This is a genomic window from Nostoc sp. (assembly GCF_036918245.1).
Lineage (GTDB): Bacteria > Cyanobacteriota > Cyanobacteriia > Cyanobacteriales > Nostocaceae > Nostoc.
Genome location: NZ_JBALEF010000070.1, coordinates 87039 through 112372, shown reverse-complemented (window position 1 = coordinate 112372; position 25334 = coordinate 87039). Strand labels below are relative to the sequence as shown.

The following is a 25334-nucleotide window of genomic DNA, read 5'->3' as shown; positions in this document are numbered from 1 at the left end:
AGCAGTGAAAATCGCCTAAAAATCATGTCTATGTCTACACTACTGATGTGAAAACCCCTATTATGACATAACGTTAGCCCTTGTGAATAATCTTTATCTTTATTCAGTTAATTGTTTGCAACAGCCTTCACACCCGTCAACTTTAAGCGTGAGAAAACGATTAATTGACATTGTTGGAGCAATTGTGGGGCTGATTATTACATTTATGGTAGCAATTCCCGTAGCAATTGCTACCTTTCTTCATGAGCCAAGTCCAATATTTTATTCCCAAATTCGCTGTGGTTTAGACGGAAAAACTTTCCGCATCTGGAAATTCCGCTCCATGATTGTTGATGCTGATAAACTCAAGCATTTGGTTGAAAACCAAGCCAAAGGTCACATCTTTAAATCTGTTGACGATCCCCGCATTACTCGTGTTGGTAAATTTTTGCGGCGTACTAGCTTGGATGAATTCCCTCAATTTTGGAATGTTTTGTTAGGGGACATGAGTTTAGTTGGTACTCGTCCACCTACTCCTGATGAAGTCAGTAATTACGATCCACACCACTGGGATAGATTGCGAGTCAAACCAGGCATTACCGGAGAATGGCAAGCTAATGGGCGTTCCAGCATTACAGACTTTGAAACCATTGTCAAAATGGATATAGATTATCAACGCAAGTGGTCTGTAACTTATGACCTGAGTTTGATTATTAAAACTATCTGGGTGGTATTTAAAAAGACTGGTGCTTATTGAATTTGGGAATGGGGCATTGGGCATTGGGCATTGGTAAAGAGGAGGCAGAAGGCAGAAGTTCTTTAATTTTGAATTTTGAATTTTGAATTTTTAATTGATTTCTCCCTTATCTCCTTCATCTACCACTTTCTTATTCTGACTTCTGAATTCTTCTTTATCCCTTGACGCCGCTACCTGTTTCTGTAGGTACAATGTAACGTTGTAAAAACAAAAATAGTAATAATACTGGGGCGATCGCAATCACTGAGCCAGCAGCTACCAAGCGCCAGTCAAGAGAAAATGTTCCTGCTAGCTTTGCGACTCCCAAAGGAAGAGTGTATAAATTTTCGTCTTGGATGACAATTAAAGGCCACAAAAAGTCACTCCAAGCACCAATGAATACGAAAATAGCTAAAGTTACCAGTGCTGGGCGAACTGCTGGTAACATAATATGCCACCATAATCCTAACTCTGAGCTGCCATCCATCCGGGCGGCTTCTTCTATTTCTTTCGGGACACTCATGAAAGCTTGGCGCAACAGAAAAATACCAAAGGCAGAAGCTAAACTCGGAAAAATCATCCCTAAATAAGTATTTCTCAAACCCATCTGGACTGTCAAAATATAAAGGGGAATCATCACGATTTGGAAGGGAATCATAATCGTAGAGACGATCGCCACAAAAATCCAGTCTCGCCCGACAAACGATAATCTTGCCAAAGGATAGGCAGCTAAAGCGCAAAACAGTAGGTTTAAGCCCACAGTCAGTACTGACACCAAGGTACTGTTATACAGGTATTGTCCAAAAGGTAGAGAGTTCCACACACTAGAGAAGTTATTTAGTGTTGGCTGACTGGGTAGCAACTGTGGCGGCGACTGAAAAATATTTTCCGTCGGCGATTTCAAGGCTGTACTAATTAGCCATAGTAAAGGAAAGAGCATCAACAGTGCGATCGCTCCCAATAGCGCATACATTAGCAGAATCTGCGATCGTGATTTTTTCCAGTTCAGCATTTTATTACGAATTTTCAATTGTAATTATACAATTTGGTTAAAGCAATTCACCTAATTCTGTTGTTAAATTTATTCACATATTAATATAATTAAGTCTCTTCACTTTCGGAATTCCCTAATTCTTCTAGAAAATCAAAGAAGTCGTTGTTTATTTTTGCATCACGTTTTTTTACATCACTCCATGTTTGACTATTGTGAATGATATTTTGTGCTTCATCATAAGAAATATCCCAAGCCCTTTTTAAAATTCCAATTGATTTGGCTTTTGAATAATTACTCAATCTCAAGAACTTAATAACAGATTCTTTATCTGCGGATTCAGCCAACATATTCTTCAGCTTTTCAGCTAATTCATTATCTTTATTCATAGTTTGTATACAATTTAGAAAAGGCATTGTGTTGCACAAATTGAATATTTATCATATTTTTGAACCATTAGCCCCCTAAGAAACATCTACAGCAGTCCTAAAATCATTCGTTAATTTGTTGAGCTTGGAGGCTAGTTGCGATAATCTCGTCAATGATTGCTTCCTGCTCAGTAGTAGATGAGGTTGGGTTAGTCATAAAACATTTGATGAGATGTCTTCATTATCCTGAATCCTTCGACCTTTTCAAGTCAATCCGGTTTCTGTACAAATAACTTGTAGTGGTTTATCCCAAGGTTCAATAGGTATTTGGGACAAATAGGCAAAATCAAAAACAATTCCGATAGTCGGCTTTGTCTGCCATTGCGGTAAACTGAGCAAGCGATCGTAATATCCGCCGCCATAACCCAAACGATATCCTAGATAGTCGCAAGCTACACTGGGGACGAGAATCAAATCTACTTCGGCAGCATCTAATAGAGGAGCGTCGGGGTGTGGTTCAGTAATGCCATAAACGCCGCTTTGGATAGAATCATTAGGTGTCCAAATATGCCAACACAGGGATTTATGAACGCAGCGAGGAAATCCCCAACGGTATTTGGTGTTTGCAAATAGGGGACTGAGGTCAGGTTCTTGGCGAAAGCTGAAATAAGCAAGTATTGTTTTTGCTTGGGTAAACAAAGTAGAGTTTTGTAAATGAGAGCATAAGCGATCGCTTTTTTCTCTCCATTCTCCAACGGACATTGATTGACGTGTTTTGAGTAGAGTGCGGCGCAGTTCTACTTTATTTAGTTGATGATTAACTTTGTCCATAAAATATAGTCAAAAAAATAAGCTGGGCATCGCCCAGCTTGTATCACTCTACATTCACCAGAACATTGTTATGCAGCGTGTTGACGATACCACTCAATGGTATTCTTTAGCCCTTCTTCAAAGCTCACCTGAGCCGTGAAATTAAAGGCTTGCTTTGCTCGTTCAGTATCTAAACAGCGGCGGGGTTGACCATTAGGCTTATCAGTTTGCCACACAATTTCACCCTTAAACTCCATCAATTCGCAGATTAGAGTTACTAAATCAAGGATGGAGATTTCATAACCGGTTCCCAAGTTAACTGGTTCCGATTCGTTATAGAATTGAGTCCCCATCACAATCCCCCGCGCTGCATCTTCTGAATACAGAAACTCACGGGTGGGACTGCCATCACCCCAAACTGGAAGTTGCTTTTCTGCTTTAATTTGGGCTTCGTGAACTTTGCGAACTAATGCTGGAATGACGTGAGAACTTCCGGGGTCAAAGTTATCTTCTGGGCCATATAAATTTACTGGCAGTAGGTAAATCCCATTAAAACCGTACTGCTGACGGTAAGATTGCAATTGAACTAAAAGCGCTTTTTTTGCAACTCCGTAAGGGGCGTTGGTTTCCTCTGGGTAGCCATTCCAAAGATCGTCTTCTTTGAATGGCACTGGAGTGAATTTAGGATAGGCGCAGATTGTGCCAACACAAACAAATTTTTCTACTCCAGCTTGATAGGCAGCGTGAATTAGCTGGGTTCCCATGATCAAGTTATCGTAAAACAACTCTGCGGGTTTTTCGCGGTTTAAACCGATACCACCGACATGAGCTGCTAGATGTATGATTATGTCTTGCTGGTCAACTGCACGTTGGCTATTTTCCCAAACACGCAAATCGGAATCGTGCGATCGCGGTACTGTAATTTTCTCGCGATCGGCTCCTGCTTTACACAGTTGATCTATCACCTGACGACCTAAAAACCCCGACCCACCAGTGACGAGAATCCGTTTATTTTTTAATACTAAGGCGGTCATATTTTATCCTATGTGATGCGAATCAGAAGTGCAAAGCGCCCAGTGTTTGACGAATAGTGGCAATATCATCTGGAAATTGCGAACCTTTTCCATTGGGTGAAGTATGACCCAATGCTTGTAAGTCTGCTTCTACCATTAGGGAAACTAGTTCTTCAAAAGTTACTGATGGTGTCCAGCCCAAGTTCTGCCGTGCTTTGGTAGAATCGCCAATCAATAACTCTACCTCAGATGGACGCAGGTAACGCTCATCAAACTCTACATAATCTTGCCAATTAAGATTCACATAACTAAATGCCAGTTCCAAAAACTCGCGCACCGAGTGGGTTTCACCAGTAGCAATTACGTAATCGTCTGGCTGGTCTTTCTGCAACATCAACCACATTGCTTTGACATAATCCTTCGCATAGCCCCAATCTCGCTTGGCATCTAGATTACCCATGTAAATCTTTTTCTGCTTACCAGCAACAATACCAGCCACGGCTCTAGTAATTTTGCGGGTTACAAAGGTTTCACCCCGTCGTGGTGACTCGTGGTTAAAAAGTATGCCATTACAAGCAAATAAATTATAAGATTCACGATAATTTATAGTTTGCCAGTGAGCGTAAACTTTCGCACAGGCATAGGGACTGCGGGGATAAAAGGGCGTTGTCTCAGTTTGAGGTATTGCTTGTACTAAACCGTACATTTCTGAAGAACCCGCCTGGTAAAATCGCACCTGAATTCCGGTACGATGCTGGTAGTCTCGAATTGCTTCCAACAGACGCAATGTTCCCATTCCTACAGCATCCACTGTGTATTCTGGTGAATCAAAGCTGACTCTGACATGGGATTGAGCGCCGAGGTTGTAAATCTCTACTGGCTTTACTTCTTCTAAAATACGCCGCAACGTAGTACCATCTGTCAAGTCACCGTAGTGAAGAAACAAGCGCACTCCCTCTTTGTGGGGGTCTTCGTAAATGTGATCGATGCGGTCTGTGTTGAAGGTAGAAGTCCGGCGAATGATGCCATGAACCTCATAACCTTGTTCCAACAAAAACTCACTTAGATATGAACCATCTTGTCCAGTAATACCAGTAATCAACGCTCGCTTCTGTTGCGTCATGCTCAATTATCCCTTATGGTCTTTGATTAAAAAGTTACAGTCAATCTGATACAACCTAGCAACTAATTGCTGAATTGCCTAATGGGAAACCTACGAGTTCTTGTTGTTATAATACTTTTTTCGTAAATAAATATACTTAATAAAAAGTAATTTAATACGTAAGTCCAACCTTCGATAGCTCAAGATTGTTTAATTATGTATATTTTATTTTTTACCAGATAGATCGAGAGTATTTTTATGTATGTTATATTTTTGTCAAAGCTTCATATATCTCTAGTTTTGTGAAGACTTAATAAAATAGGTATTTTAAATTAGACCTCTACCAGAAATGCGAATCAAGGCAAAACAGCCAAAGCTCAACACTCATAGAAGTCTTAGTTAAGTAGAAAAGCACATATTATAGAAACTAAAGATGAGCAATCCTTTAGTCTTAGGAGAAGAATTGGTACTTAGGGGCATCAAATGCCCCACAGAATCGACCCTAAGTAGTTACTCAGTATGCCCCGTTATTTTTGGGTAGAATTACTACATCAACAGTTTTCAAGATGATCCATAAATCAAGCCAAAAATTCCTAAATTTGACATAATACAGGTCTATTTGGACTCTACGAGGATAGGGAATGTCATTACGCCCAGATACCTGCCACAACCCAGTAATTCCTGGACGGATTGTTAAAATATCGTCAATGTGACAACCGTATTTTGGCAGTTCTTCTGCTACTAGAGGTCGGGGACCGACTACACTCATGTCCCCTTTTAAAACGTTCCAGAACTGGGGAAATTCGTCTAAGCTAGTAATTCGCAAAAATCGACCAATTTTGGTAATCCGGGGGTCTTGTTTCAGCTTAAAACTGCTCTCAAATTCTTGTCGCAATTCGGGCGATGTTTCCATCATTTGCATGAGGATTTCGTCTGCATTGCTTACCATTGTTCGGAATTTAATACAATTAAACGCTTTGTAATTTTTCCCTACCCGTTCCTGGACATAAAAAATTGGGCCTTCTGAGCTAAAGGCAATCAGCAAGGTCAAAATTAAGTAGACGGGGAAGAACAAAATTAATACCGACAGCGAAAACACTATATCGAACAGTCGTTTGGCAAACTCTCCGTTTAAACCCTGAAAAGATAAACCTTTGGGTTTAACTTTTGGCGTCTTTGTTTTTTGACCGCGTTTTAAGAAACGCGTAGACGGTCTAGTGTCTTGCCTTACGCCTCGCTTGCCGGAGAGGAGTGAGCTCTGGGCAGTCATCATACTCCTTAATAATCCACACCACACATAGTCCCAATATTAAAGCCAAAATGAGATGCTTCTGGGGGAAATTGCCAAAAGCCTAAAAAAATAAGACGTTAACTAAGACCATCATTGCAAAAACGGTCTTTTTTCGTTGCACTTGTTTACAAAATCTAGATAACGATCTGCAAAGATTTGCGGTGAGAACTGCGCGGCGTGCGATCGCATATACTCGGAATTGAACGAACCCTCATACATTTCAAACTTTTCTACTGCCTCCACCAAAGCCGCCTCTGTTTGAGTCCTGAAAAATATACCTGTCCCTGTATCCGCACCAGAACGGATATCTCGCACTGTTTCTAGAGCACCCCCTGCACCATAAGCAATCACTGGTGTGCCGCAAGCTTGTGCTTCCACTAGGGCAATACCAAAATCTTCACAAGCTGCATACACAAACGCCTTAGCCCTAGACATATATTTTTTTACCACATTATCGGGTTGCCATCCCAGTATTTGGATATTTGAGTTTGCCATCTCGCGAATCTTGTTCATTTCATCTCCTGTACCAATGACAACTAATGGTCGTTTTAGTTGATTAAAAGCCTTGACAATCAACGATATTTGCTTGTAACTCACTAACCGGGAAACTGTCAGGTAAAAGTCTTCTTTCTCAGACAGAAACGGAAATTCCGCAATATTCACTGGTGGATAAATGACTGTTGCTTCTCGCCGATAGCAACGCCAAATCCGCCGAGCTGTATGCTGCGAGTTGGCAATGAAGTAATCAACGCGATTGGCACTCAATACATCCCACTGACGCAAACGATGTAATAAATATCGTGTCACCCATCCAGGTAAACCACTACCCAGTTTGCTGTGGCGCAGATAATCAAAGGTCAAGTCCCAGGCATAGCGCATAGGGCTGTGACAGTAGCAAATATGCATCTGTTCGGGAGTGGTAAGGATTCCTTTGGCAACAGCATGGGATGAAGACAGAATGACATCATAATGCCGCAAATCAAGTTGTTCAATTGCCAAGGGCCACAAAGGCAAGTATTTTTGTATACCGTTGCGGGCATAGGGAAAGTTCTGAAGAAACGTCTTGCCAATCTGACGTTTATATAAATAACTTTCTCTATTGCTGGATTCAAAATCTATGAGAGCATACAAATCAGCATCAATGTGATTCAAAATTTCTCGGACAACGAGTTCTGAACCACCTGTGGCTTTGGGTGTCAGCCACTCATGAACTAGAGCATATTTCAAGGGCACAGCTAACTTGAATAAGTGGAAAATACAAAGGCTAACTTGATGACGTTAACTGAAAAGTTTCTCCTTGTGATTAATTAACGGGAAGCGCCCCAGATTAGCACATAAGACGGAATCTTTCCCCCAGAGGTTCCAGATGGATGCTGCAACCTGATAATCTCAGATTGGGCATGGGTTATTCTCCTTATCCTTTTTGTTTCCCTAGTCCCCAGTCCTTACTCTCTTGATGACAACTGATATAGAAAGGGTGAATTTATGCGAATTCTGATTATGGGTGGTACTAGGTTCATTGGTGTCTATTTGACTCAACTACTAGTGGAACAAGGACACGAGGTGGTGCTGTTCAATCGTGGGAATCGGCCAGCACCTTCTTTACAGGGAGTAGGACAAATTATAGGCGATCGCACAGATGCTACTCAATTAAAAGCAAAGTTATCACAAGAAAACTTTGATGTTATTTTTGACAATAACGGGCGGGAACTTACTGATACTCAACCACTAGCAGAAATTTTTCAAGACCGAGTGCAACATTTTGTGTATATGAGTTCTGCGGGGGTGTATCTCAAATCCGATCAATTGCCGCACATAGAAGGCGATGCAGTAGATCCCAAAAGTCGCCATAAGGGTAAACATGAAACAGAAGCTTACCTGACTCAATTGGGATTGCCCTTTACTTCTATTCGTCCTACTTATATTTACGGCCCTCGTAATTATAATGAGTTAGAAGGCTGGTTTTTTGACAGAATTGTGCGCGATCGCCCCATTCCTATCCCCGGAAATGGCTTGCATATCACTCAACTGGGTCATGTAAAGGACTTGGCAAAAGCTTTGACTAAGGTTTTGGGTAATGAACAGGCCATAGGACAGATTTATAATATCTCTGGCGATCGCTTTGTCACTTTTGATGGTTTAGCCCGTGCTAGTGCTATTGCGGCTGGCAAATCACCCGATGCTGTCAAAATCGTCCATTACGACCCGAAAAAGTTTGATTTCGGCAAGCGCAAAGCTTTTCCAATGCGGGTACAGCATTTCTTTGCTTCGGTGAATAAAGCGCAAACAGAATTAAATTGGCATCCTGAATATGATTTGATTTCTGGATTACAAGACTCTCTGGAAAATGACTATTTAGCTAATGCAAAAGACAAAGCTAATGTTGATTTCTCTGTAGATGAGGAGATTTTAAATAATTCGTAATTCGTAATGACGCTCGATAGCGTACCCCTACGGGGAAGCAAGCTACGCGCAGCGTCTCTTTGAGAAGCGTTAGCGACGTAGGAGCGTCTGACTCGCTAACGTAATTCGTAATTATTAACAACTGCATTCCCGACTTATTAGAGAAGCCGGGAATTTGAGCCTTACGGACTTGCAATTTTAAAAATACCCAATTTGTCGGGTACGTCAGGAAATAATACAACGTGAGTTCGACGAGTGCTATTTTGACCTCTCCCCCAGCCCCTCTCCTACGAGGAGAGGGGAGCAAAAACCCTCTAATCTCGTTACTCCTCCCTCGCCTTTTAGGAGAGGGAGGCTGGGAGGGAGAGGTCTGTCGAACTCACGTTAATACAACTGCTGCATTCTCAAGAGCTAGGCTGACGTACCTACGCATTATTACCCCTCATCAGGGTTAATGCCCAATTGTCGCAACTTCGCCGCTAATTTATCAGCACGTTGTTTTTCTTGATCAGCTCGTCGCCTTTCTTGTTCTAGCTGCGTAGAAATCCAATTTCCCCTTTCATCGTACCAACGTAACCACAAGCGTTCAATACCTTCATAAGCGCCTTGCCAAAGTCCCAAACCTAATTGTATTCCTGGCATCCAGACTCTAGAAGTAGTTACATCTATTTCGTGGTAACTATCTGCAACTAGTTGAAATGCTTGTAGCTTATCAGTGTAGCGGTCAAACACGATGTAATAAGGAATTCGCAAAATTCGTTCATAAACTTGCCATTTGGTTGGTGGTTGGTTAACTTCTCTGAGAGTTTGTCCCAAATCTTCTTTTTCTGTCCCTGGAGACAAAAGTTCTACGATCACAAAAGGAGCAACCCCTTCTTGCCAGATTACATAACTCAGACGCAAGTTTTGCTGTTCGTAAAGACGCGAAACTCCCACAGCAGCAAACCAGTCCGGGCGTTTGTACCACAATGTATGCCGGAGGTCATAGTAAAGATTTAAGTCAGTGGCAACAAATACCTCCTCTGTTGGATAGTTAGCTGGACAGAAGGTTGAGCGCAGAAGTTGGGGCTGAAAAAGGTGAAATTCGTCAGGCAAACCAGAGTCCTCTGGGTATTCACTGGGAAGATCGTACATGGTTGGTAAGACTTCTTTAGGAGAGAGAGGTGGGTCTGTTTGGTACATAAGGGGAATCCTGACCGACTAATTTTAAGTTAACGGATTGCGGTAAGGGTTGGGCAAAAATCAAAAGAAAAATATTTTATTCTACCTGGGAAAGACGCAATTTATCGCGTTTTTCGTTTTTACTGGAACAGGAATGAAAATTTTCTTTATTAGTCAGGCAAACCTTTTTTAGAATTGCCTGAAGGCTACTGAAACTAGTTTCTGTAAATACTATTGTTGGTTGATAAAATGAGCCAGGTTGTGCAATATCCACTCCATAATGTACTAGAGTCCCGTGCCCGCTTGGGTGAAGGCCCCATCTGGGACTCTACCCAAAACCGACTGTACTGGCTCGATATTTACAACCATCGGGTACATCAGTTCAATCCTGCTACGGGGAAAGACTTATTTTTTGATGTAGGAGATGTGGTAGGCGCGATCGCAACAGCAGGTAAAGATAGATTAATTATGGCACTGCGTCATCACTTGGCATTCCTCAACACCCAGACAGGTGAAGTTACTCCCATTTTGGAAATTGAAGGAAATCTGCCAGATAACCGTCTCAATGATGGCAAATGTGACCCTCAAGGTCGCTTTTGGATCGGCTCAATGTGTTCTTTAGAAAAACCCCAAGCTAGCCTCTATCGCTATGATCGTGACGGTTCATTGCATGTGATGGAAACGGGATTAACTATCTCTAATGGTCTGGGGTGGAGTCCCGATCAAAAAATATTTTACTTGAGTGATTCTCCTCAACAAAAAATATATGCTTACGACTTTGATTCAGTAACAGGTAGCATTACTAATCGCCGGATTTTTGTTGATTTAACTCATGAATCTTTCTACGCAGATGGGTTGACGATAGATAGTCAAGGAAATATTTGGTCAGCTATGTGGGATGGATGGTGTGTGATTCGTTTCAATCCCAAGGGTGAAGAGATATTGCGGATAAAGCTACCCGTTCCATTCGTAACGAGTTGTACCTTTGGCGGCGAAGATTTGCAAACACTCTACATCACCACCGCTTCAGTTGGACTCAGCCAGGCCGAGATTGACAAAAGTTTCTACTCAGGTGATTTGTTTACTCTGCAAACTGATGTTACTGGATTACCTAGCTATAATTTTGAGAAATAAAGTAGTAGCTGTGTTAAGGTGAGGCGCTAAATTGCCTCTTGCATTCGTTCAACTCGACTCTTTACTTGTTTGCGAATTCTAAAAATTCTGAGTTTTGAACTTTTGATCTTGAAGTTCCAAGTTCAGAGGTGCAACTTCCGACTTCAAAGGCTCAACTTCCGAGTTCAAAGGTGCAACTTCCGAGTTCAGAGGCTCAACCTCCGAGTTCAGAGGCTCAACTTCCGAGTTCAAAGGTGCAACTTCCGAGTTCAGAGGCTCAACTTCCGAGTTCAGAGGCTCAACCTCCGAGTTCAGAGGTGCAACTTCCGAGTTCTAAAGGACTTCCAAATAAAAAAACATCGATGCAATGCAGATTATTTGATTTCTCTTTGAACTTAAAGGTGTATTTTTCCTAGTTACAATACTATATTGCCGTTTCATTAGTGCTAACTTTTTGCGGCAAAAGATAAATACCTCCAGAAATTAAAGTTAGAGCAAGAGAAATCCAAAAGGCAATCAGAGAGGGAGTTTGCCAGACATTAGGTAGAGGTGCAATTAGAAGTGCGTAGGCGTAGCCCGCCGTAGGTATCGCAACTATTTGACTAACAGTTTTGAGTTTACCCCAAATATTCGCCCCGGTAATTGTCGTTTGATTCACCCGCCAACCAGCGATCGCTGGTGTGAGAGTAAAGTTAGTTGTAACTGCGAATAATTAGGGTGAGGATTAAACAAACCGAAAGGAAACGTTGGCAGTTAAAGGGTCTGGCAGTAGTTTTCTTTGTGCTTGGTAATCTTCAATCAAAAGTTCCAGCACTTCCTCACCATTATTGAGAGCATCCGCGTAGGTATTTCCATGAGTGTGTGCATAGGGGCCAAACTCAGGTAGGCTGACAATGTACTTTTTATCTTCCATTGACCACTGAATTACAATACTATATTGTGGTTTCATTCCTACTCTCCTTTTTCTTCTTCTTCCTCCAGTTGTCTTATTTCTATGAGCGCATTTTTAACATCTTTTTCCTGGTAACAATCTGCATCTGCTCCGTCTTTGCCAGACAAAGTGAGGCTGTAAAGTAGCAAAGGATGGCTCCATACTGTATGACTGCCTTTGCCGCTTCTATAAGTGAATCCAGCTTTTAGGAGCATTGCTTTTAGTTACCGAATCTTCTTGGGCACTGTTAGAAATTTCTGACTAGCTACAAATATTTTGTCATGATTATCTAGGAAAATCTCAGACCTACAGGGATGATATAGTAGATGTTTTTAATCAGCAGTGCTAGCTTTTTGCGGCAAAAGATAAATACCCCCAGAAATTAAAGTTAGAGCAACAGAAATCCAAAAGGCAATTAGAGAGGGAGTTTGCCAGACTTCAGGTAGGGGTGCAATTAGAAGTGCGATCGCAACTATTTGACTAACAGTTTTGAGTTTACCCCAAATATTCGCCCCGGTAATTGTCGTTTGATTCACCCGCCAACCAGCGATCGCTAATTCCCGCGCTAAAATCAAAAACACTCCCCAAGCCGGCACTTTTCCTAGTTCAATAAAAACCATCAATGGCGCAAGTACCAGAAATTTATCCACTAAGGGGTCAAGAAATTTACCCAACTCACTAATTTGGTTGAGTTTCCGCGCTAAATAGCCATCTAACCAATCAGTTAACGCCGCAATGATAAAAATCGCTAAACATATCCATCTAGCTTGTGTTGTGGGATTGTACAAGCCATAAAGCAATAATGGTACACCCAGAAGGCGAGAGAAGGTAATCCAGTTGGGTAGAGTCATGGAAAATTAAAAATTAACAAGTGTAAAGCAACAAGCAGCCAAGCAAATATGCAAAATATATGCAGATTAGTGTATCTGAGTGTAACTGCGTGGGAAAATCTGTCTTCTGAAGCTCTCCTAAAACAATACTATGACTGAACACACAGATTCCCAATTCCGCATCGAACGCGATTCGATGGGCGATCGCCAAATTGCTAGTAGCGTTTATTACGGTATTCAAACGCTACGAGCTATCGAAAACTTCCCCATTAGCGGCATCAAGCCTTTAGCTACTTACGTAGATGCCGGATTGATAATTAAAAAAGCTACAGCAATTGTGAATGGAGAACTGAATTGCATTCCCCAAGATATTAGTCAGGCGATTGTGCAAGCAACTGATGAAATCTTAGCTGGGAAGTTCCGCGATCAATTTGTCGTGGATGTTTATCAGGCTGGTGCTGGAACATCCCACCACATGAATCTCAACGAAGTTCTCGCAAATCGCGCCTTAGAAATACTCGGTGAAGAAAAGGGCAATTACAAACGTGTTAGTCCCAATGACCACGTTAATTATGGGCAGTCTACCAATGATGTGATTCCTACGGCAATTCGCATTGGTGGATTATTGGCATTATCTAAGACATTACAGCCAGCAATAGATGGTGCGATCGCATCTTTAGAAAAAAAAGCTGTAGAATTTCAAGATATCGTCAAATCTGGCAGAACCCACTTACAAGACGCAGTACCCGTGCGTTTGGGTGAAAATTTTCGGGCTTGGGCACAAATTCTGACAGAACATCAAAATCGGATTTATACCGCCTCTGGAGATTTGATGGTGCTGGGTTTAGGAGGTAGTGCAGCCGGAACAGGATTAAATACTCATCCTCTGTATCGTGCCCGTGTGGTAGAAGTTCTCTCAGAATTAATTGATACTCCTTTAGAACCTGCACCCCATCTCATGGCAGCCATGCAAAGTATGGCGCCATTTGTGAATGTTTCTGGTGCTTTACGCAACTTAGCCCAGGATTTAGTCAAAATATCTCATGATTTACGGCTAATGGATTCGGGGCCAAAAACAGGCTTGAAAGAAATTCAACTGCCTCCAGTGCAACCCGGTTCCTCAATTATGCCAGGGAAATATAACCCAGTCATGGCAGAGATGACATCAATGGTGTGTTTTCAGGTGATGGGTTACGACAGTGCGATCGCTTTAGCCGCACAAGCCGGACAATTAGAATTAAATGTGATGATGCCATTGATTGCCTATAACCTAATTCACAGTATCGAAATTCTCGGCAATACCATCGTCGCACTCACCGAACGCTGCATTGGGGGAATTACTGCTAATCAGGAACGTTGTTTAGCTTATGCCGAAGGCAGTTTAGCTTTAGTAACTGCACTAAATACCCACATCGGTTATTTAAATGCCGCAGCTGTTGCCAAAGAATCTTTAGAAACTGGTAAATCCCTACGGCAGATTGTTTTAGAACGCGGATTGATGAATGAAACAGATTTAGCGACAGTGTTAAATCTAGAACAAATGAGTGGTATCTTACCGCTCAAAACAGAATAATAGGTTATGGGGCATTGGGCATTGGGCATTGGGCATTGGGCATTGGGCATAGTTATTCTCCTTGTCCCACCTTGTCCCCCTTGTCCCCCTCATCTCCCCCAGTCCCCAGTCCCCTATCCCCTATCTATCCATGCAGACTCAAAAACCATCTGTTAGTCTCATTCGGGCTACATCCTACAAACGAGAGGCTTTACGGGAATCTTTAGTCACTCTCTTAGAACCTTTTGGAGGAATAGCAGCGTTTGTGAAAAAAGGCGATCGCGTTTTACTCAAACCGAATCTACTTACAGGATCGCGTCCTGGTAAAGAGTGTATCACCCGTGCCGAACTAGTTTACGAAGTTGCCCAAATGGTAATTGAGGTTGGCGGTAAGCCATTTTTGGGCGATAGTCCTGCTTTTGGTAGTGCCAAGGGCGTAGCAATAGCAAATGGCTATCTGCCTATTTTAGAAGAACTCAATCTTCCTATCATCGATTTTCACGGTCAGCGTTACCAAACTGTTAGTGACAATTTTAACCATCTGCGCCTGTCTAAAGAAGCAATGGAAGCAGATGTAGTGATTAACTTACCCAAAGTGAAATCACATGCCCAGTTGACATTAACACTGGGCGTAAAAAACCTGTTTGGTTGTGTCCCCGGCAAAATGAAAGCTTGGTGGCACATGGAAGCGGGAAGTGCGATTCGTTGATTAGTGAATCACGGTAAAAAACAGCCCGTAAATAACTAATCCAGCCTGACAGCAGATTACTGTCAATAAAGGCTGAACTCTCGGTCAGATGTAGGTGAAAGCCCTACCATTCAGACTCAGAATTGACTCCTTATCTGCCCACACCGAACAAGCTCGGTTCTTGTAGAGTGAAGCTGGGAACAGGGCGCAATCAGACGACCGTTGCGGGTTGACACTGGCGCTAACAGGGAGTTCCTATGATGAAACAGAGCCTAGAAAAGCGACTTATTCCACGGCAGGGCGCAACTCAAAAAACCCCTGACCCTACTAGAGTTCATTCCCGCCGAACATTTTCCGGGTAATCGGCAAGAGTCAAGGGAATCTATGAGTCGAATTGGCTACATCTAACGGAACAATCAATCTCTCCGAGGGAACGAATAAAAACGAGTTGTGGGTCAAGGGGGCAGTCGAACCCCAAGTAGCCCAGACGAGCGGAGGAATCCCCACAATTCGGGTAGGACAGACCGTAATTGGTCTGAGGTGTTCAGAATACATTCACTCTAGAAGAGAAAATGATTAGACACAGTGTAAAAACTAGTGAATCTTGGAAAGCCCTACCGTGGAAGAAATTCCGCCGAAATCTTTTCCGCCTTCAAAAGCGTGTGTACAAAGCTGTTCAAGTTGGAGACAAGCGGAAAGCTAGGTCACTCCAAAAGCTTATTCTCAAATCCACCTCGGCTCGATTTCTTGCAATAAGACAAGTATCTCAGCTAAATGCTGGCAAAAAGACGGCAGGTATTGATGGGAAAAAATCCCTCTCATTTGAAGAACGCTTCAATCTTGAAGAATTACTGAAAATGAATAGCGGAAATTGGAAGCATCAGGGCTTACGGGAAATCCCCATTCCCAAAAAGGACGGGACTACCAGAATGCTCAAAATACCAACCATCGCGGATAGAGCTTGGCAATGCCTAGCAAAATATGCACTCGAACCAGCTTGCGCGTTGCCACTTTCCACACTAGGAGCTACGGGTTCAGAACGGGGCGCTCTGCCCACGATGCACAAATGTACATCTTCAATAACCTCCGCTCCCTAAGCAAGGGAATAGAAAAACGAGTAATCGAACTCGATATCGAAAAATGCTTCGACAGGATTAACCACTCAGCAATAATGGATGAACTCATTGCCCCCAAAGGCTTAAAACTCGGAATATTCCGATGCCTCAAGGCGGGAGTTAATCCAGAATTCCCCGAACAGGGAACCCCACAAGGGGGAGTGGTCAGCCCACTACTAGCCAATGTAGCGCTCAACGGGATTGAGAGTATACACAGACAGCACACAAATCGAGGGTTCAAAGTCACTGCCAAAACCCCAGCCAGGAAAATCATCGAGCCATCAATCCGATATGCAGATGATATGGTAATCATACTCCGACCCGAAGATGACGCAACAGAGATACTTGAAAGAATCAGCGAGTTTCTCCGCAAACGCGGAATGAATGTAAGCCAAAAGAAAACCAAAGTTACCGCCGCGACAGATGGGTTTGATTTCCTCGGCTGGCACTTCAAAGTGCAGAGCAATGGAAAGTTTAGAAGTACTCCCTCAGTGGACAACTTCAAAGCTTTTCGTAAGAAAGTAAAACACATCGTCAACAACTCGAATTATGGTGCTACCACAAAGGCTGAGAAATTAGCCCCGGTAGTTAGAGGTTGGAGAAATTACCATAAGTTCTGCAAGATGGACGGGTCAAGAAACTCGTTATACCACATCGAAACAAGAACCTACACGGTATTTAACAAGGAAACCAAGCAAAACCGCCACTCTAGCAAGAAATTACTAGACAAAGCATTCCCAAAAGTTTCCTACTCCGAAAATAAACACGTCATGGTCAAAGGTGTAAAATCCCCCTATGACGGAGATACAGCCTACTGGAGCGAACGCAAAAGTAAGCTCTACGACGGCGAAACCTCTATTGCTCTTAAGAAGCAAAACCATAGATGTGCTTCCTGCGGCTTAAAATTCATCGATGAGGAACGGGTTCACCTGCATCACATCGATGGAAATCACGCCAACTGGAAGAATAAGAATCTGGAAGCAATTCATGAGAGTTGCCACGATTACAAACACATGAGCAAAAGCGCAAGCTGAGAACATCGGAAGCTGGGTGCGATGAAAGTCGCACGCCCAGATTTAACTGAGAGGTGCGGGGAATAATATCCCCCATCGACTCAACCAAGACGCAAATAGATTTGGTGAAATGCTAGTAGAAACTGCCAGAGCGATTAACCCTGACTTAACCATATTAGATGGTATCATCGGTCATGAAGGTAATGGCCCCAGCAACGGGGAACCTCGCCAACTGGGCATTTTAGCAGCCGCATCAGATATATTTGCTTTAGATCGGGCAATGGTAGAAATCCTCAATGTTTCTCCTGAACAAGTGCCCACAGTTGCAGCTTCTCAAAGGCTAGGAGTTTGTCCAGAACTTGCTGCCATAGAGTTTCCGCATTTTAATCCTGACTTATTAAAAATAGAAGATTGGCGGCTACCAGACAAGTTAATGCCCATTGATTTTGGTATGCCCCGCGTAATTAAGTCTACGTTTAAGCATCTTTACACCCGATTTATCAAGGAACCAATCAGTGTTTATGGAAGGGAGTAGGGAATGGGGAGCATACAACTCTTGGAGAGGCTACGCCAACGACTGCGCTCAGTAACCGGGGGAGCACAGGAGATGTTGCAGTAAGTTTTCCCCTCTGCCCCTTTGCACCTCTGTCTCTTGTGCCCAATCTCCAATCCTCAATTTAGTGCAAACGTCGTTACAGCAATTTCATTTATTAGCAGAGTAATCTGTAATTACCCTCCGATTGCTTAACCAGACCGCCCTATTATATTTAGTGGCGGTTTTTTTAGCTGATTAATTTTTTATACAATTTTTCGTCTTAGATTTGAATTTATCCAAAAGTTATACGGATTTAGGATCTGGAAATTGGGATTAGGTTTTTTGTTCAGATATGATGAAAGTTTGGTAATAACCCACTAAATGTCTACGCCACCTTCTAAAACTTTTTTTACTCTACCTTTATATAGATTGACAAAAATGCTGTGATATTACACAGATTGCAAAATTAAAATTATTAAATATTTGTTTAGTGATATCACTGAATCCATTCTGCCTTATACAGTTGATGTATCTGTATTTATTCGGTAGTTATCATTGGTTACAAAAATCATTCCTGTCTATTTCTTCTCTGGTGTCAAATATTTTTGTGTATAACTACCATATAACAATCAAAAGCACTGAGAAATATTCAGTGCTTTTGCGGTTTTGTGTCCTGTATCACAAATTAGCAATTTCAGTAAAATGACCTTATCAAAGGCGTTGTAGGATGTTATAATCATGAAGTATCGGACAAATATGTTTTGCTAATTAATCTTTAATCAGCGAAAAAATGTAACTTATGATGCTGTCAAAGTTGGCTTTGGGTATGCAACCCGTTACACCATATAGGGAAACATCTGAAAATATTAATTACAAAATAAAACATGATTTGTTTACTTGTAACTTTGTATTAAGAAGTCCATGTATAAAAAGGCTACTATGACAGTTGTATAACTGGTTTAAATTGTAGAATGCTACACATTTAACAGTTTAAAAATAGCTAAAATAGCATTAATACTCTCACTCAGAGAGTAAATCTACACAGTGTTACGAAGAACTTCAATTTTGTATGAATTCAAATAGCCAGTCTGCCAATGCCGATACATATTCCCAACGTTTGGCAGACATTGTGGGAACTGCGATCGCTCTGTTGACTCTTACCCTACCCGTATTTGTCATCGCCCACTATTCTTCAACTAATGTTCAAAATAACCAGCAACCTCTGATCCAAAACATACAAGGAAATCAAGATTGATCGAGCTTCCCAGTCGCATTTCCTCATGAGGATATCTACAAAAAAGCAGAACACTGATTTTGTAGACAATCTCTCTAGATGTGGGTGTAGTTCGTCAAGAATAAGCTAAATCTGGATTGTGTGACTCCAGATTTCAGTTGTTTTAACAAAGTTAGGACAGAAATCCCTCTAATAGCAATTAAGGACTGAGGATATCCATAATACCCTCTTGGAAAAAGCGTTGCGAAGTTTGCTCGTAACGCTTTTTCTATTTTTTGGCTAATTTCAGAGAACTGGAAAATGGGGAGATGTTGCTTTAGCTTCCTGCAGATTGGGAGATTAGGGAGAAATAACCAATGCCCAATTTCCAATACCTTAGAACAAATACCTTGGGAAGAGATCCATATTGCCCTAAAATTCTACACGGGGAGCGAAGCTGACTGAGTGCCCCCATGATTCAGTGTTATCAGAGGAGTTTTTTGTGGACTTATCTCGTATTCCTGCCCAACCGAAAGCGGGTCTAATCAACGTTCTGATTGAAATTACTGGCGGAAGTAAAAATAAATACGAATACGACAAGGAACTAGAAGCTTTTGCTCTAGACCGAGTACTTTATTCCTCGGTACAATATCCTTATGACTACGGCTTTGTACCCAATACTTTGGCTGATGATGGCGATCCCCTTGATGGTATGGTCATAATTGACGAGCCGACCTTTCCCGGCTGCGTTATTGCTGCGCGACCGATTGGCTTCTTGGAGATGATTGACGGTGGCGATCGCGATGAAAAAATCCTTTGTGTTCCTGACAAAGATCCGCGCTACACTCAAGTAAAATCCCTGAAAGACTTAGCACCACACCGCTTAGATGAAATTGCTGAATTTTTCCGTAGTTATAAAAATTTGGAAAAAAAGGTGACTGAAATTCTCGGTTGGCAAGATGTGGACAAGGTTGCAGCTTTAGTAGAAAAATCCGTCAAAGCTTATAGAGGATAATAGAGGAGTTAGGAGTTAGGTGTTAAAAGTTATGAATTTTTATTCCTAACTCCTCACTTTAATTACTTTTGCTTTTTACGGATCGCAAAAACTGCCACCAAACCCAAACCAGAATGCAGCGTACTCTCCTTTTGGCAAAAATTCATAACTGCACCCTTACGGGAGCGAACATCAACTACGTGGGTAGTATCAGCATTGATGAAATCCTTTTGGAAAAAGCTGGTATCTTACCTTATGAGCAGGTGCAAGTAGTTAATAATGCCAACGGTCAGCGCTTTATTACCTATGCGATCCCCGCTCTAGCTCATTCAGGAATAATTGAGCTAAATGGAGGTGCGGCACGTCTAGGCATTATTGGCGATCGCTTGATTATAATGACTTACGGGCAGTTCACTCCAGAAGAGTTAAAAAGTTACTCTCCTACGGTAGTCATTGTGGACGAAAAAAACAGGCTGTTGGAAGTGCGGCGCTAGGATGACCTGCTCAGTAAGGTCTAAATTTCAAGGAAAATGTCAAATTTTGAGTTGTCGGGTTCCCAGAGCTACATAAGAGAAAAGTCATCTACCCTGCCAAGTAGCCCAGCAGGTGAATTTATCGTGCAATTCTGGGGTGTAAGAGGTTTGATTCCCACTCCCAGTAGCAATACCAATCGTTATGGTGGTAATACCGCTTGTGTAGAAATGCATATAGCTGGAAAACGCTTGATTTTTGATGGTGGTACTGGCTTACGCATACTGGGTAAAACTTGGCAAGAACTGCAACAGCCACTAGAAGCCCATTTATTTTTTACCAACTGTCAATCAAATCGGATTCAAGGGTTTCCCTTTTTTGCTCCAGCATTTATTGGGGAAAATTGCTTGCATATTTACGGCACAGCTGCCTCAAATGGAGCCTCAATCAAACAATGCCTGTACGACCAGATGCTCCAGCCTCACTTTCCTTACCCTTTACAGGTAATGCAGTCGGAATTGCAGTTTTGCAATCTGACTCCTGAAAGTGACGTGAAGCTAGATGATGTCACCATTACAACTGCATTAATTAATCAAACTCAGCGGTCAGTTGGCTACCGAGTTAGTTGGCAAGAGTATAGTGTTGCCTACATCACGGATTTGCATCCAAATGCCGATCAGGTGGAGCGAGAGCGGATTTTACAGTTCATTCAAGGCGTTGACTTGCTGATTGCCAATGCCACTTATACTCCGCCTACATCTCACAACCATGATTGTGCAGATTTACTCTGGCAAGCTGCGGTGAATGTAGCTCTGAATGCTGGCGTTCAACGGCTAGCTATTTCTCATCATCACCCAGATGACCATGATGATTTTCTTGACCAAGTTCAAGTCGATATTAAATCTGCCTTTTCGGAAGCGATACTAGCCCATGAAGGTCTAGTTTTAACTGTTGGTAAGTGATTTGACTCTATTGGCAGTTTTTAATCAGTGGTAGAACGATGCTGACGGCGGCAAGCTACCCACAAGCACTGACTTGTCAATTCGCTTTTCTGTCGAGATGCCGCGATCTGGTGTGTAAAGGCGGATTGTCTCGTAGATTGTGAGGTAGAACGCTATAATTTACTCAACTTTGTAATCATTTTCAACCTGAGAGTTGATAGTCTAATTCGATCATGAGTACTCTCAATCAAGTGCTGGAAGACGCTTTGCAACTTTCCTCCGAGCAGCAAGAAATGCTGATCAAGATTCTACAAAACCGCCACGATGAAAATCGTCGTGCAGAAATAGCTACAGATGCCCAACAAACCCTAGCTGATTTCCATACAGGTAAATTTCGGCATCAGTCAGCCCAAGATGTTATTGCAGCATTACGCCAGTCTTTAAACGAACTAGAGGAATGAGACTGCTGGTTTTGACCCCAAAATTCAAACGAGCATTTCGTAGGTTTGTGAAGCGAAATGCTGAACTCCAGCAACGCATTGAAGACACTCTTCAACAAATGGAAGCAGACGTATTTGCCCCAGCCTTAGGCACGCACAAACAAAGCGGCAAGCTCGAAGGTCTTCAGTCCTGCTCTTGCGGCTATGATTGTCGTGTTGTCTTCTCTATTGAACTGGATGCAGAAACAAATAGTGAAGTTATTGTTCTGCTCGATATCGGGACGCATGATGAAGTTTATTAACTGTGTAGTGATATCACTAAGTGAATCTCATTTTGAGAGGATACGCGCTTGGGGCACAGCAATACTGTGCCCTTACTATTCCACACAATTTAAATCAGCTACATTGCCTCTAAGAAGCATTTTGCAACTCAGCTGTGCGGACTGAAAGCTGCTGTGTCTGATTACCTCGTTGCACTTTCACCTGTAATACTTGACCAAGGCGACTGTCTTCCACAACATTCTGCAATTGTTCAGCACTGGTAATAGCTTTACCATCTACTTGCAGAATTACATCCCCGCGCCGGATACCCGCAGATGCGGCTGGAGAATTGGGGACAACTCGCATAACAAAAACACCATTGATTTCTGGTATCTGAATAGGAGAATTGGGATCGGTGTTATTTTGCTTGGCAAGATCGGGTGTCAAAGTTAGCATTTGCACACCTAGATAGGGGTGAGCAACTTTGCCATCACGTTGCAGTTGCGTTGCGATCGCTTTGGCTTTATCAATAGGAATGGCAAACCCAATACCCATCGCATCAGGGCGAATGGCTGTGTTAATACCAATTACTTCACCTTGGCCATTCAATAATGGCCCGCCAGAGTTACCAGGGTTAATGGCAGCGTCTGTCTGAATGAAATCCAAACGTTTGTCACTAATACCGACTTGGGCGCTGGAACGTTTGAGGGTACTGACAATTCCCAAGGTAACAGTATTATCGAATCCCAAAGGATTACCAACTGCGATCGCCCAGTCTCCTACTTGGACATTGGTGGAAGAACCCAAGGGCGCGACTGGTAAATCGTTACCAGCGTTAATCTTGACTACTGCCAAATCTGTGACTTCATCAATACCCTGAACCTTCCCTTCAAAGGTGCGGCCATCTTTGAGTCTGACTGTTACTTTATCAGCTTTATCAACCACATGAGCATTAGTCAAAACTAACCCGCTCTTGTCAATAATGAAACCTGAGCCTAAACCGCGTAACTGCTCAGAAGGCATCTGTTGGGAGAAACCGTCACCAAAAAACCGCCGGAAAAAGGGATCTTCCATAAATGGATCAACCCGACGAGTAATTGTCCGCTCAGTATCAATGCGGACAACTGCTGAACCAACCCGATTCACTGCTGCTGTAACAAAGCTAGTGCTACCGATCGCAGCAGTGGCTGGTGATTGCCGTTGAGCAATTAGATTTGAAGTATCTCCAGCAGTTCCAGCAGTTATTGTGGGTGCTGGTTCGGCTTGGGAGGGTAACACCTGCAATGTGCTAACCGTTAGCAGAACTCCTAGCGCGATCGCTAAAACATGAGTACTTAGTTGCCGTAGAGACTGAGATAATTTGGGAAATCGCATAATCACAACCTAATTTATAAGCTTAATTGTTGCTTAGTCGTGACAAATCTATTTACAGTTATTTTTATTTCAGGTTTCGCCTGCTCTTTCCACTACTGGGGTTAGGGCATTTTGCGAACTACCTGTAATCAACTTAATAGAAAATTTCACCCAAAAGCTATTATGGACATTTACCCTTTACAAGTTCGGTTTTTACCCATCAATAAAACTTTTGGATTGCTAATAAGATTAGTCCGCTCTCTGTTCTAACTCTAGACTATGGATGAACTAACTTTTGTATAAAATTTCATTCCGACTAGCTGCGCCTAGCTGAGGTAAAGAGTTGATGGCTGAGTGTGGAGTCAGGGCAATAGGAACGGTTGGAGGTAGTTGTAATTGTTTAACAACACTTTGCAAAAGTTGGTCTTGTCCAGTCCGCAAACCCCAGACATTTGTCCCACGGTTGATAATAGCAAACCAAACCAAACCGCGATCGCGTGTGGGCATCACTCCCGCTAAAGCGCTCACATCCCGGAGAGTACCAGTTTTGATCACAGTCGCCAGGGGAATGTGTCTAGTGTGTAGTGTCCCCCGGTGGTCGAATCCAGACATGGGGAACAAGTCAGCCAAATTCAGTTGATGTACAGATGCCTCCGCTTGAATAGCCATAAACATGGCACAAACAGCTCTGGGGGAAATGCGATTTTCGGGACCCAATCCAGAACCATTGATTAACTGAATTTCTACTTGTGGCACCCTAGCAAGGTTAGCAGCAGTTGATTGAACTACAGCTGCTCCCCCCACTGAGTCTGCCAGCATCTCTGCCATATCGTTGTTACTGTAAACATTCATTTCCTTGAGAAGTTGCTTCAAGGGCAATGAGCGATGACGCAGTAACAAAGTTTGTTGAGGGTTTGGTTGCGCCTCAACTTTCACCGCACCCGCAATCACAACTTGAGGTTTAGGCGTTCCCTTGGGCATGATTGAGTGTGTATAAATAGCAGGGCGACCCCAAGTTGCACGATTTAGTGTTTGCTTGAGCATCAGACCTGCTAGCATTGGCTGACGTTGAAAATTCATCGCAAAACTGCCAGTAATAATCAAATTCCCCTTTACTTGCTTGATGCCCATTTGATTGAGAGTATTACCAAGAGCGATCGCTTCTTCCCAAACAAACAAAGGATCGCCACGGCCTGTAACCACCAAATCGCCCTGCACAACTCCATTTACCACAGGCCCAGTGACACTCACCAAAGTATCAAATTGGTAATCTGGCCCCCAAGTTTTCAAAGCAACTAGTGAAGTGGCAATTTTAGTTAAAGAAGCAGCCGGCAGAGGTGTCGTACCTTGGTGATTTGCCATCAGCATTGGCCCCGACTGCATCCAAATCCCCTGACTCTCAGCCAGATTTTGCGCCACCACTTTTGATGTGATCAGCTTTTTCAAATATTCCTGCACTGTAGTCGCCCCAGATGGATTTGGATCGGGGGCAATAACCAAGCCAGGGCTACTTTGCCAAGTTAGTGCATCTAAGGCATCTAGAGGTTTGATTTGTACCCCAGCCATTTCCAGCCAAAGCGATACCAAACCTGAACCCAATAATTCCAGCATTTTTTATTCCTCTGTTAGGATCTCAAGCGTTGTTTACTGTGCTAATATACAAGCTTTTTTACAATAATCAGTATTGAGTCATAATAACTGCTGTTTTTCTCATCTGTAAGTAGGGTGAATTATATTGTTTTCGTGGCTTGCTTGGACAATGCCAAAATGCCCATTGCTCATGAAGATAGCCGCATGAAAATAAAAATATCTTTGATCTGTGCAAATACTATGCCGTTGGCGTACTCCTGCAAAGAAGCAAGCTACGCGCATGTCGCAGACAGCCTGAGAAGAAAAGGCTTTAGGCTGCGCGATCGGTGACGTAATTCTATAACCTTGAAACAAGGAAAGGGAAAGTATTCAAAATTCTCCCCCTTTTTTCCCTTAATAAACTAATCAGCATTCAAGTTGCATAATCAGGGCGGATAAGA

The 25334-nt window shown here is 42.6% G+C and carries 24 protein-coding genes and 4 pseudogenes; 13 read left to right on the top strand and 15 right to left on the bottom strand.

Annotation, left to right across the window (positions count from 1 at the left end; all coding sequences use genetic code 11):
- The first annotated feature begins 82 nt into the window (after positions 1-82).
- Entirely contained in the window at positions 83-736 is a 654-nt protein-coding gene (locus V7L12_RS19270; RefSeq protein WP_335086619.1) for a sugar transferase, read from the top strand.
- A gap of 154 nt (positions 737-890) precedes the next feature.
- On the opposite strand, the gene V7L12_RS19265 is transcribed toward V7L12_RS19270, so the two are convergent.
- The 7 genes from V7L12_RS19265 to V7L12_RS19235 form a co-directional block, all read right to left on the bottom strand.
- Positions 891-1727, bottom strand: a complete 837-nt coding sequence (locus V7L12_RS19265) for a carbohydrate ABC transporter permease (RefSeq protein ID WP_334716902.1) — start codon at positions 1725-1727, stop codon at positions 891-893.
- Positions 1728-1816: 89 nt separating this feature from the next.
- Positions 1817-2095 (bottom strand): hypothetical protein, encoded by a 279-nt coding sequence (locus V7L12_RS19260; protein ID WP_335086617.1) that lies wholly within the window; start codon positions 2093-2095, stop codon positions 1817-1819.
- Between the two features lie 243 nt (positions 2096-2338).
- A complete protein-coding gene (locus tag V7L12_RS19255) occupies positions 2339-2905 on the bottom strand; it encodes a 5-formyltetrahydrofolate cyclo-ligase (RefSeq protein ID WP_335086615.1) in 567 nt (188 codons plus the stop codon).
- A gap of 68 nt (positions 2906-2973) precedes the next feature.
- Positions 2974-3918 (bottom strand): GDP-L-fucose synthase family protein, encoded by a 945-nt coding sequence (locus tag V7L12_RS19250; protein WP_335086613.1) that lies wholly within the window; start codon positions 3916-3918, stop codon positions 2974-2976.
- A 22-nt stretch (positions 3919-3940) separates the two neighbouring features.
- A complete protein-coding gene (gmd, locus tag V7L12_RS19245) occupies positions 3941-5020 on the bottom strand; it encodes a GDP-mannose 4,6-dehydratase (RefSeq protein ID WP_334815816.1) in 1080 nt (359 codons plus the stop codon).
- A 493-nt stretch (positions 5021-5513) separates the two neighbouring features.
- Complete coding sequence (locus tag V7L12_RS19240) at positions 5514-6269, bottom strand: sugar transferase (protein ID WP_335086780.1); 756 nt, start codon at positions 6267-6269, stop codon at positions 5514-5516.
- Positions 6270-6380: 111 nt separating this feature from the next.
- The gene (locus V7L12_RS19235; protein ID WP_334815814.1) at positions 6381-7523 is read right to left on the bottom strand and encodes a glycosyltransferase; all 1143 of its coding nucleotides are present in this window, start codon (positions 7521-7523) and stop codon (positions 6381-6383) included.
- 252 nt (positions 7524-7775) lie between these two features.
- Between V7L12_RS19235 and V7L12_RS19230 the strand changes: the two genes are divergently transcribed.
- Positions 7776-8714 carry an NAD-dependent epimerase/dehydratase family protein gene (locus tag V7L12_RS19230; RefSeq protein WP_335086611.1) on the top strand — a complete coding sequence of 313 codons (939 nt, stop codon included), beginning with the start codon at positions 7776-7778 and terminating at the stop codon, positions 8712-8714.
- A gap of 414 nt (positions 8715-9128) precedes the next feature.
- On the opposite strand, the gene V7L12_RS19225 is transcribed toward V7L12_RS19230, so the two are convergent.
- Positions 9129-9875, bottom strand: coding sequence for a Uma2 family endonuclease (locus tag V7L12_RS19225; RefSeq protein WP_335086609.1), 747 nt, complete (start codon positions 9873-9875; stop codon positions 9129-9131).
- A 228-nt stretch (positions 9876-10103) separates the two neighbouring features.
- On the opposite strand from V7L12_RS19225, the gene V7L12_RS19220 reads away from it, so the two are divergent.
- Positions 10104-10988: an SMP-30/gluconolactonase/LRE family protein gene (locus V7L12_RS19220; protein WP_335086607.1), complete on the top strand. Its 885-nt coding sequence runs from the start codon at positions 10104-10106 to the stop codon at positions 10986-10988.
- A gap of 78 nt (positions 10989-11066) precedes the next feature.
- Here the strand turns inward: V7L12_RS19220 and V7L12_RS19215 are convergent, their stop codons facing one another.
- The 5 genes and pseudogenes from V7L12_RS19215 to pgsA form a co-directional block, all read right to left on the bottom strand.
- Positions 11067-11219, bottom strand: a complete 153-nt coding sequence (locus V7L12_RS19215; RefSeq protein ID WP_335086605.1) for a hypothetical protein — start codon at positions 11217-11219, stop codon at positions 11067-11069.
- A gap of 172 nt (positions 11220-11391) precedes the next feature.
- Positions 11392-11643, bottom strand: a pseudogene (locus tag V7L12_RS19210) (hypothetical protein); the annotation flags it as partial.
- Between the two features lie 48 nt (positions 11644-11691).
- The gene (locus tag V7L12_RS19205; RefSeq protein ID WP_335086603.1) at positions 11692-11916 is read right to left on the bottom strand and encodes a type II toxin-antitoxin system HicB family antitoxin; all 225 of its coding nucleotides are present in this window, start codon (positions 11914-11916) and stop codon (positions 11692-11694) included.
- A 2-nt stretch (positions 11917-11918) separates the two neighbouring features.
- On the bottom strand, positions 11919-12113 hold the full coding sequence (locus tag V7L12_RS19200; RefSeq protein WP_335086601.1) for a type II toxin-antitoxin system HicA family toxin: 195 nt from the start codon (positions 12111-12113) through the stop codon (positions 11919-11921).
- A 117-nt stretch (positions 12114-12230) separates the two neighbouring features.
- Complete coding sequence (gene pgsA, locus V7L12_RS19195) at positions 12231-12749, bottom strand: CDP-diacylglycerol--glycerol-3-phosphate 3-phosphatidyltransferase (protein WP_335086599.1); 519 nt, start codon at positions 12747-12749, stop codon at positions 12231-12233.
- 130 nt (positions 12750-12879) lie between these two features.
- Between pgsA and V7L12_RS19190 the strand changes: the two genes are divergently transcribed.
- The 10 genes and pseudogenes from V7L12_RS19190 to V7L12_RS19145 all read left to right on the top strand — a co-directional run bounded on the left by V7L12_RS19190 (position 12880) and on the right by V7L12_RS19145 (position 21992).
- Positions 12880-14301, top strand: coding sequence for an aspartate ammonia-lyase (locus V7L12_RS19190; RefSeq protein ID WP_335086597.1), 1422 nt, complete (start codon positions 12880-12882; stop codon positions 14299-14301).
- A gap of 130 nt (positions 14302-14431) precedes the next feature.
- Positions 14432-14974: pseudogene (locus tag V7L12_RS19185) on the top strand (DUF362 domain-containing protein); the annotation flags it as partial.
- Positions 14975-15540: 566 nt separating this feature from the next.
- A pseudogene (locus V7L12_RS19180) lies at positions 15541-17117 on the top strand (group II intron reverse transcriptase/maturase).
- Positions 17118-17202: 85 nt separating this feature from the next.
- Positions 17203-17631: pseudogene (locus V7L12_RS19175) on the top strand (DUF362 domain-containing protein); the annotation flags it as partial.
- 1069 nt (positions 17632-18700) lie between these two features.
- Positions 18701-18886 carry a hypothetical protein gene (locus tag V7L12_RS19170; RefSeq protein ID WP_094349221.1) on the top strand — a complete coding sequence of 62 codons (186 nt, stop codon included), beginning with the start codon at positions 18701-18703 and terminating at the stop codon, positions 18884-18886.
- 460 nt (positions 18887-19346) lie between these two features.
- Positions 19347-19859, top strand: a complete 513-nt coding sequence (locus V7L12_RS19165; RefSeq protein ID WP_334815798.1) for an inorganic diphosphatase — start codon at positions 19347-19349, stop codon at positions 19857-19859.
- A gap of 113 nt (positions 19860-19972) precedes the next feature.
- The gene (gene panD, locus V7L12_RS19160) at positions 19973-20332 is read left to right on the top strand and encodes an aspartate 1-decarboxylase (RefSeq protein WP_335086595.1); all 360 of its coding nucleotides are present in this window, start codon (positions 19973-19975) and stop codon (positions 20330-20332) included.
- Positions 20333-20368: 36 nt separating this feature from the next.
- Positions 20369-21271, top strand: a complete 903-nt coding sequence (locus tag V7L12_RS19155) for an MBL fold metallo-hydrolase (RefSeq protein WP_335086593.1) — start codon at positions 20369-20371, stop codon at positions 21269-21271.
- Between the two features lie 212 nt (positions 21272-21483).
- The gene (locus V7L12_RS19150) at positions 21484-21711 is read left to right on the top strand and encodes a hypothetical protein (RefSeq protein ID WP_335086591.1); all 228 of its coding nucleotides are present in this window, start codon (positions 21484-21486) and stop codon (positions 21709-21711) included.
- A complete protein-coding gene (locus V7L12_RS19145; protein ID WP_335086589.1) occupies positions 21708-21992 on the top strand; it encodes a type II toxin-antitoxin system RelE/ParE family toxin in 285 nt (94 codons plus the stop codon). The genes V7L12_RS19150 and V7L12_RS19145 overlap by 4 nt, the downstream gene beginning before the upstream one ends.
- Positions 21993-22101: 109 nt before the next feature.
- Here V7L12_RS19145 and V7L12_RS19140 read toward each other — a convergent pair whose 3' ends face one another.
- Positions 22102-23325 carry an HhoA/HhoB/HtrA family serine endopeptidase gene (locus V7L12_RS19140; protein WP_335086587.1) on the bottom strand — a complete coding sequence of 408 codons (1224 nt, stop codon included), beginning with the start codon at positions 23323-23325 and terminating at the stop codon, positions 22102-22104.
- A 267-nt stretch (positions 23326-23592) separates the two neighbouring features.
- On the bottom strand, positions 23593-24915 hold the full coding sequence (locus tag V7L12_RS19135) for a D-alanyl-D-alanine carboxypeptidase (protein ID WP_335086585.1): 1323 nt from the start codon (positions 24913-24915) through the stop codon (positions 23593-23595).
- Positions 24916-25334 lie beyond the last annotated feature (419 nt).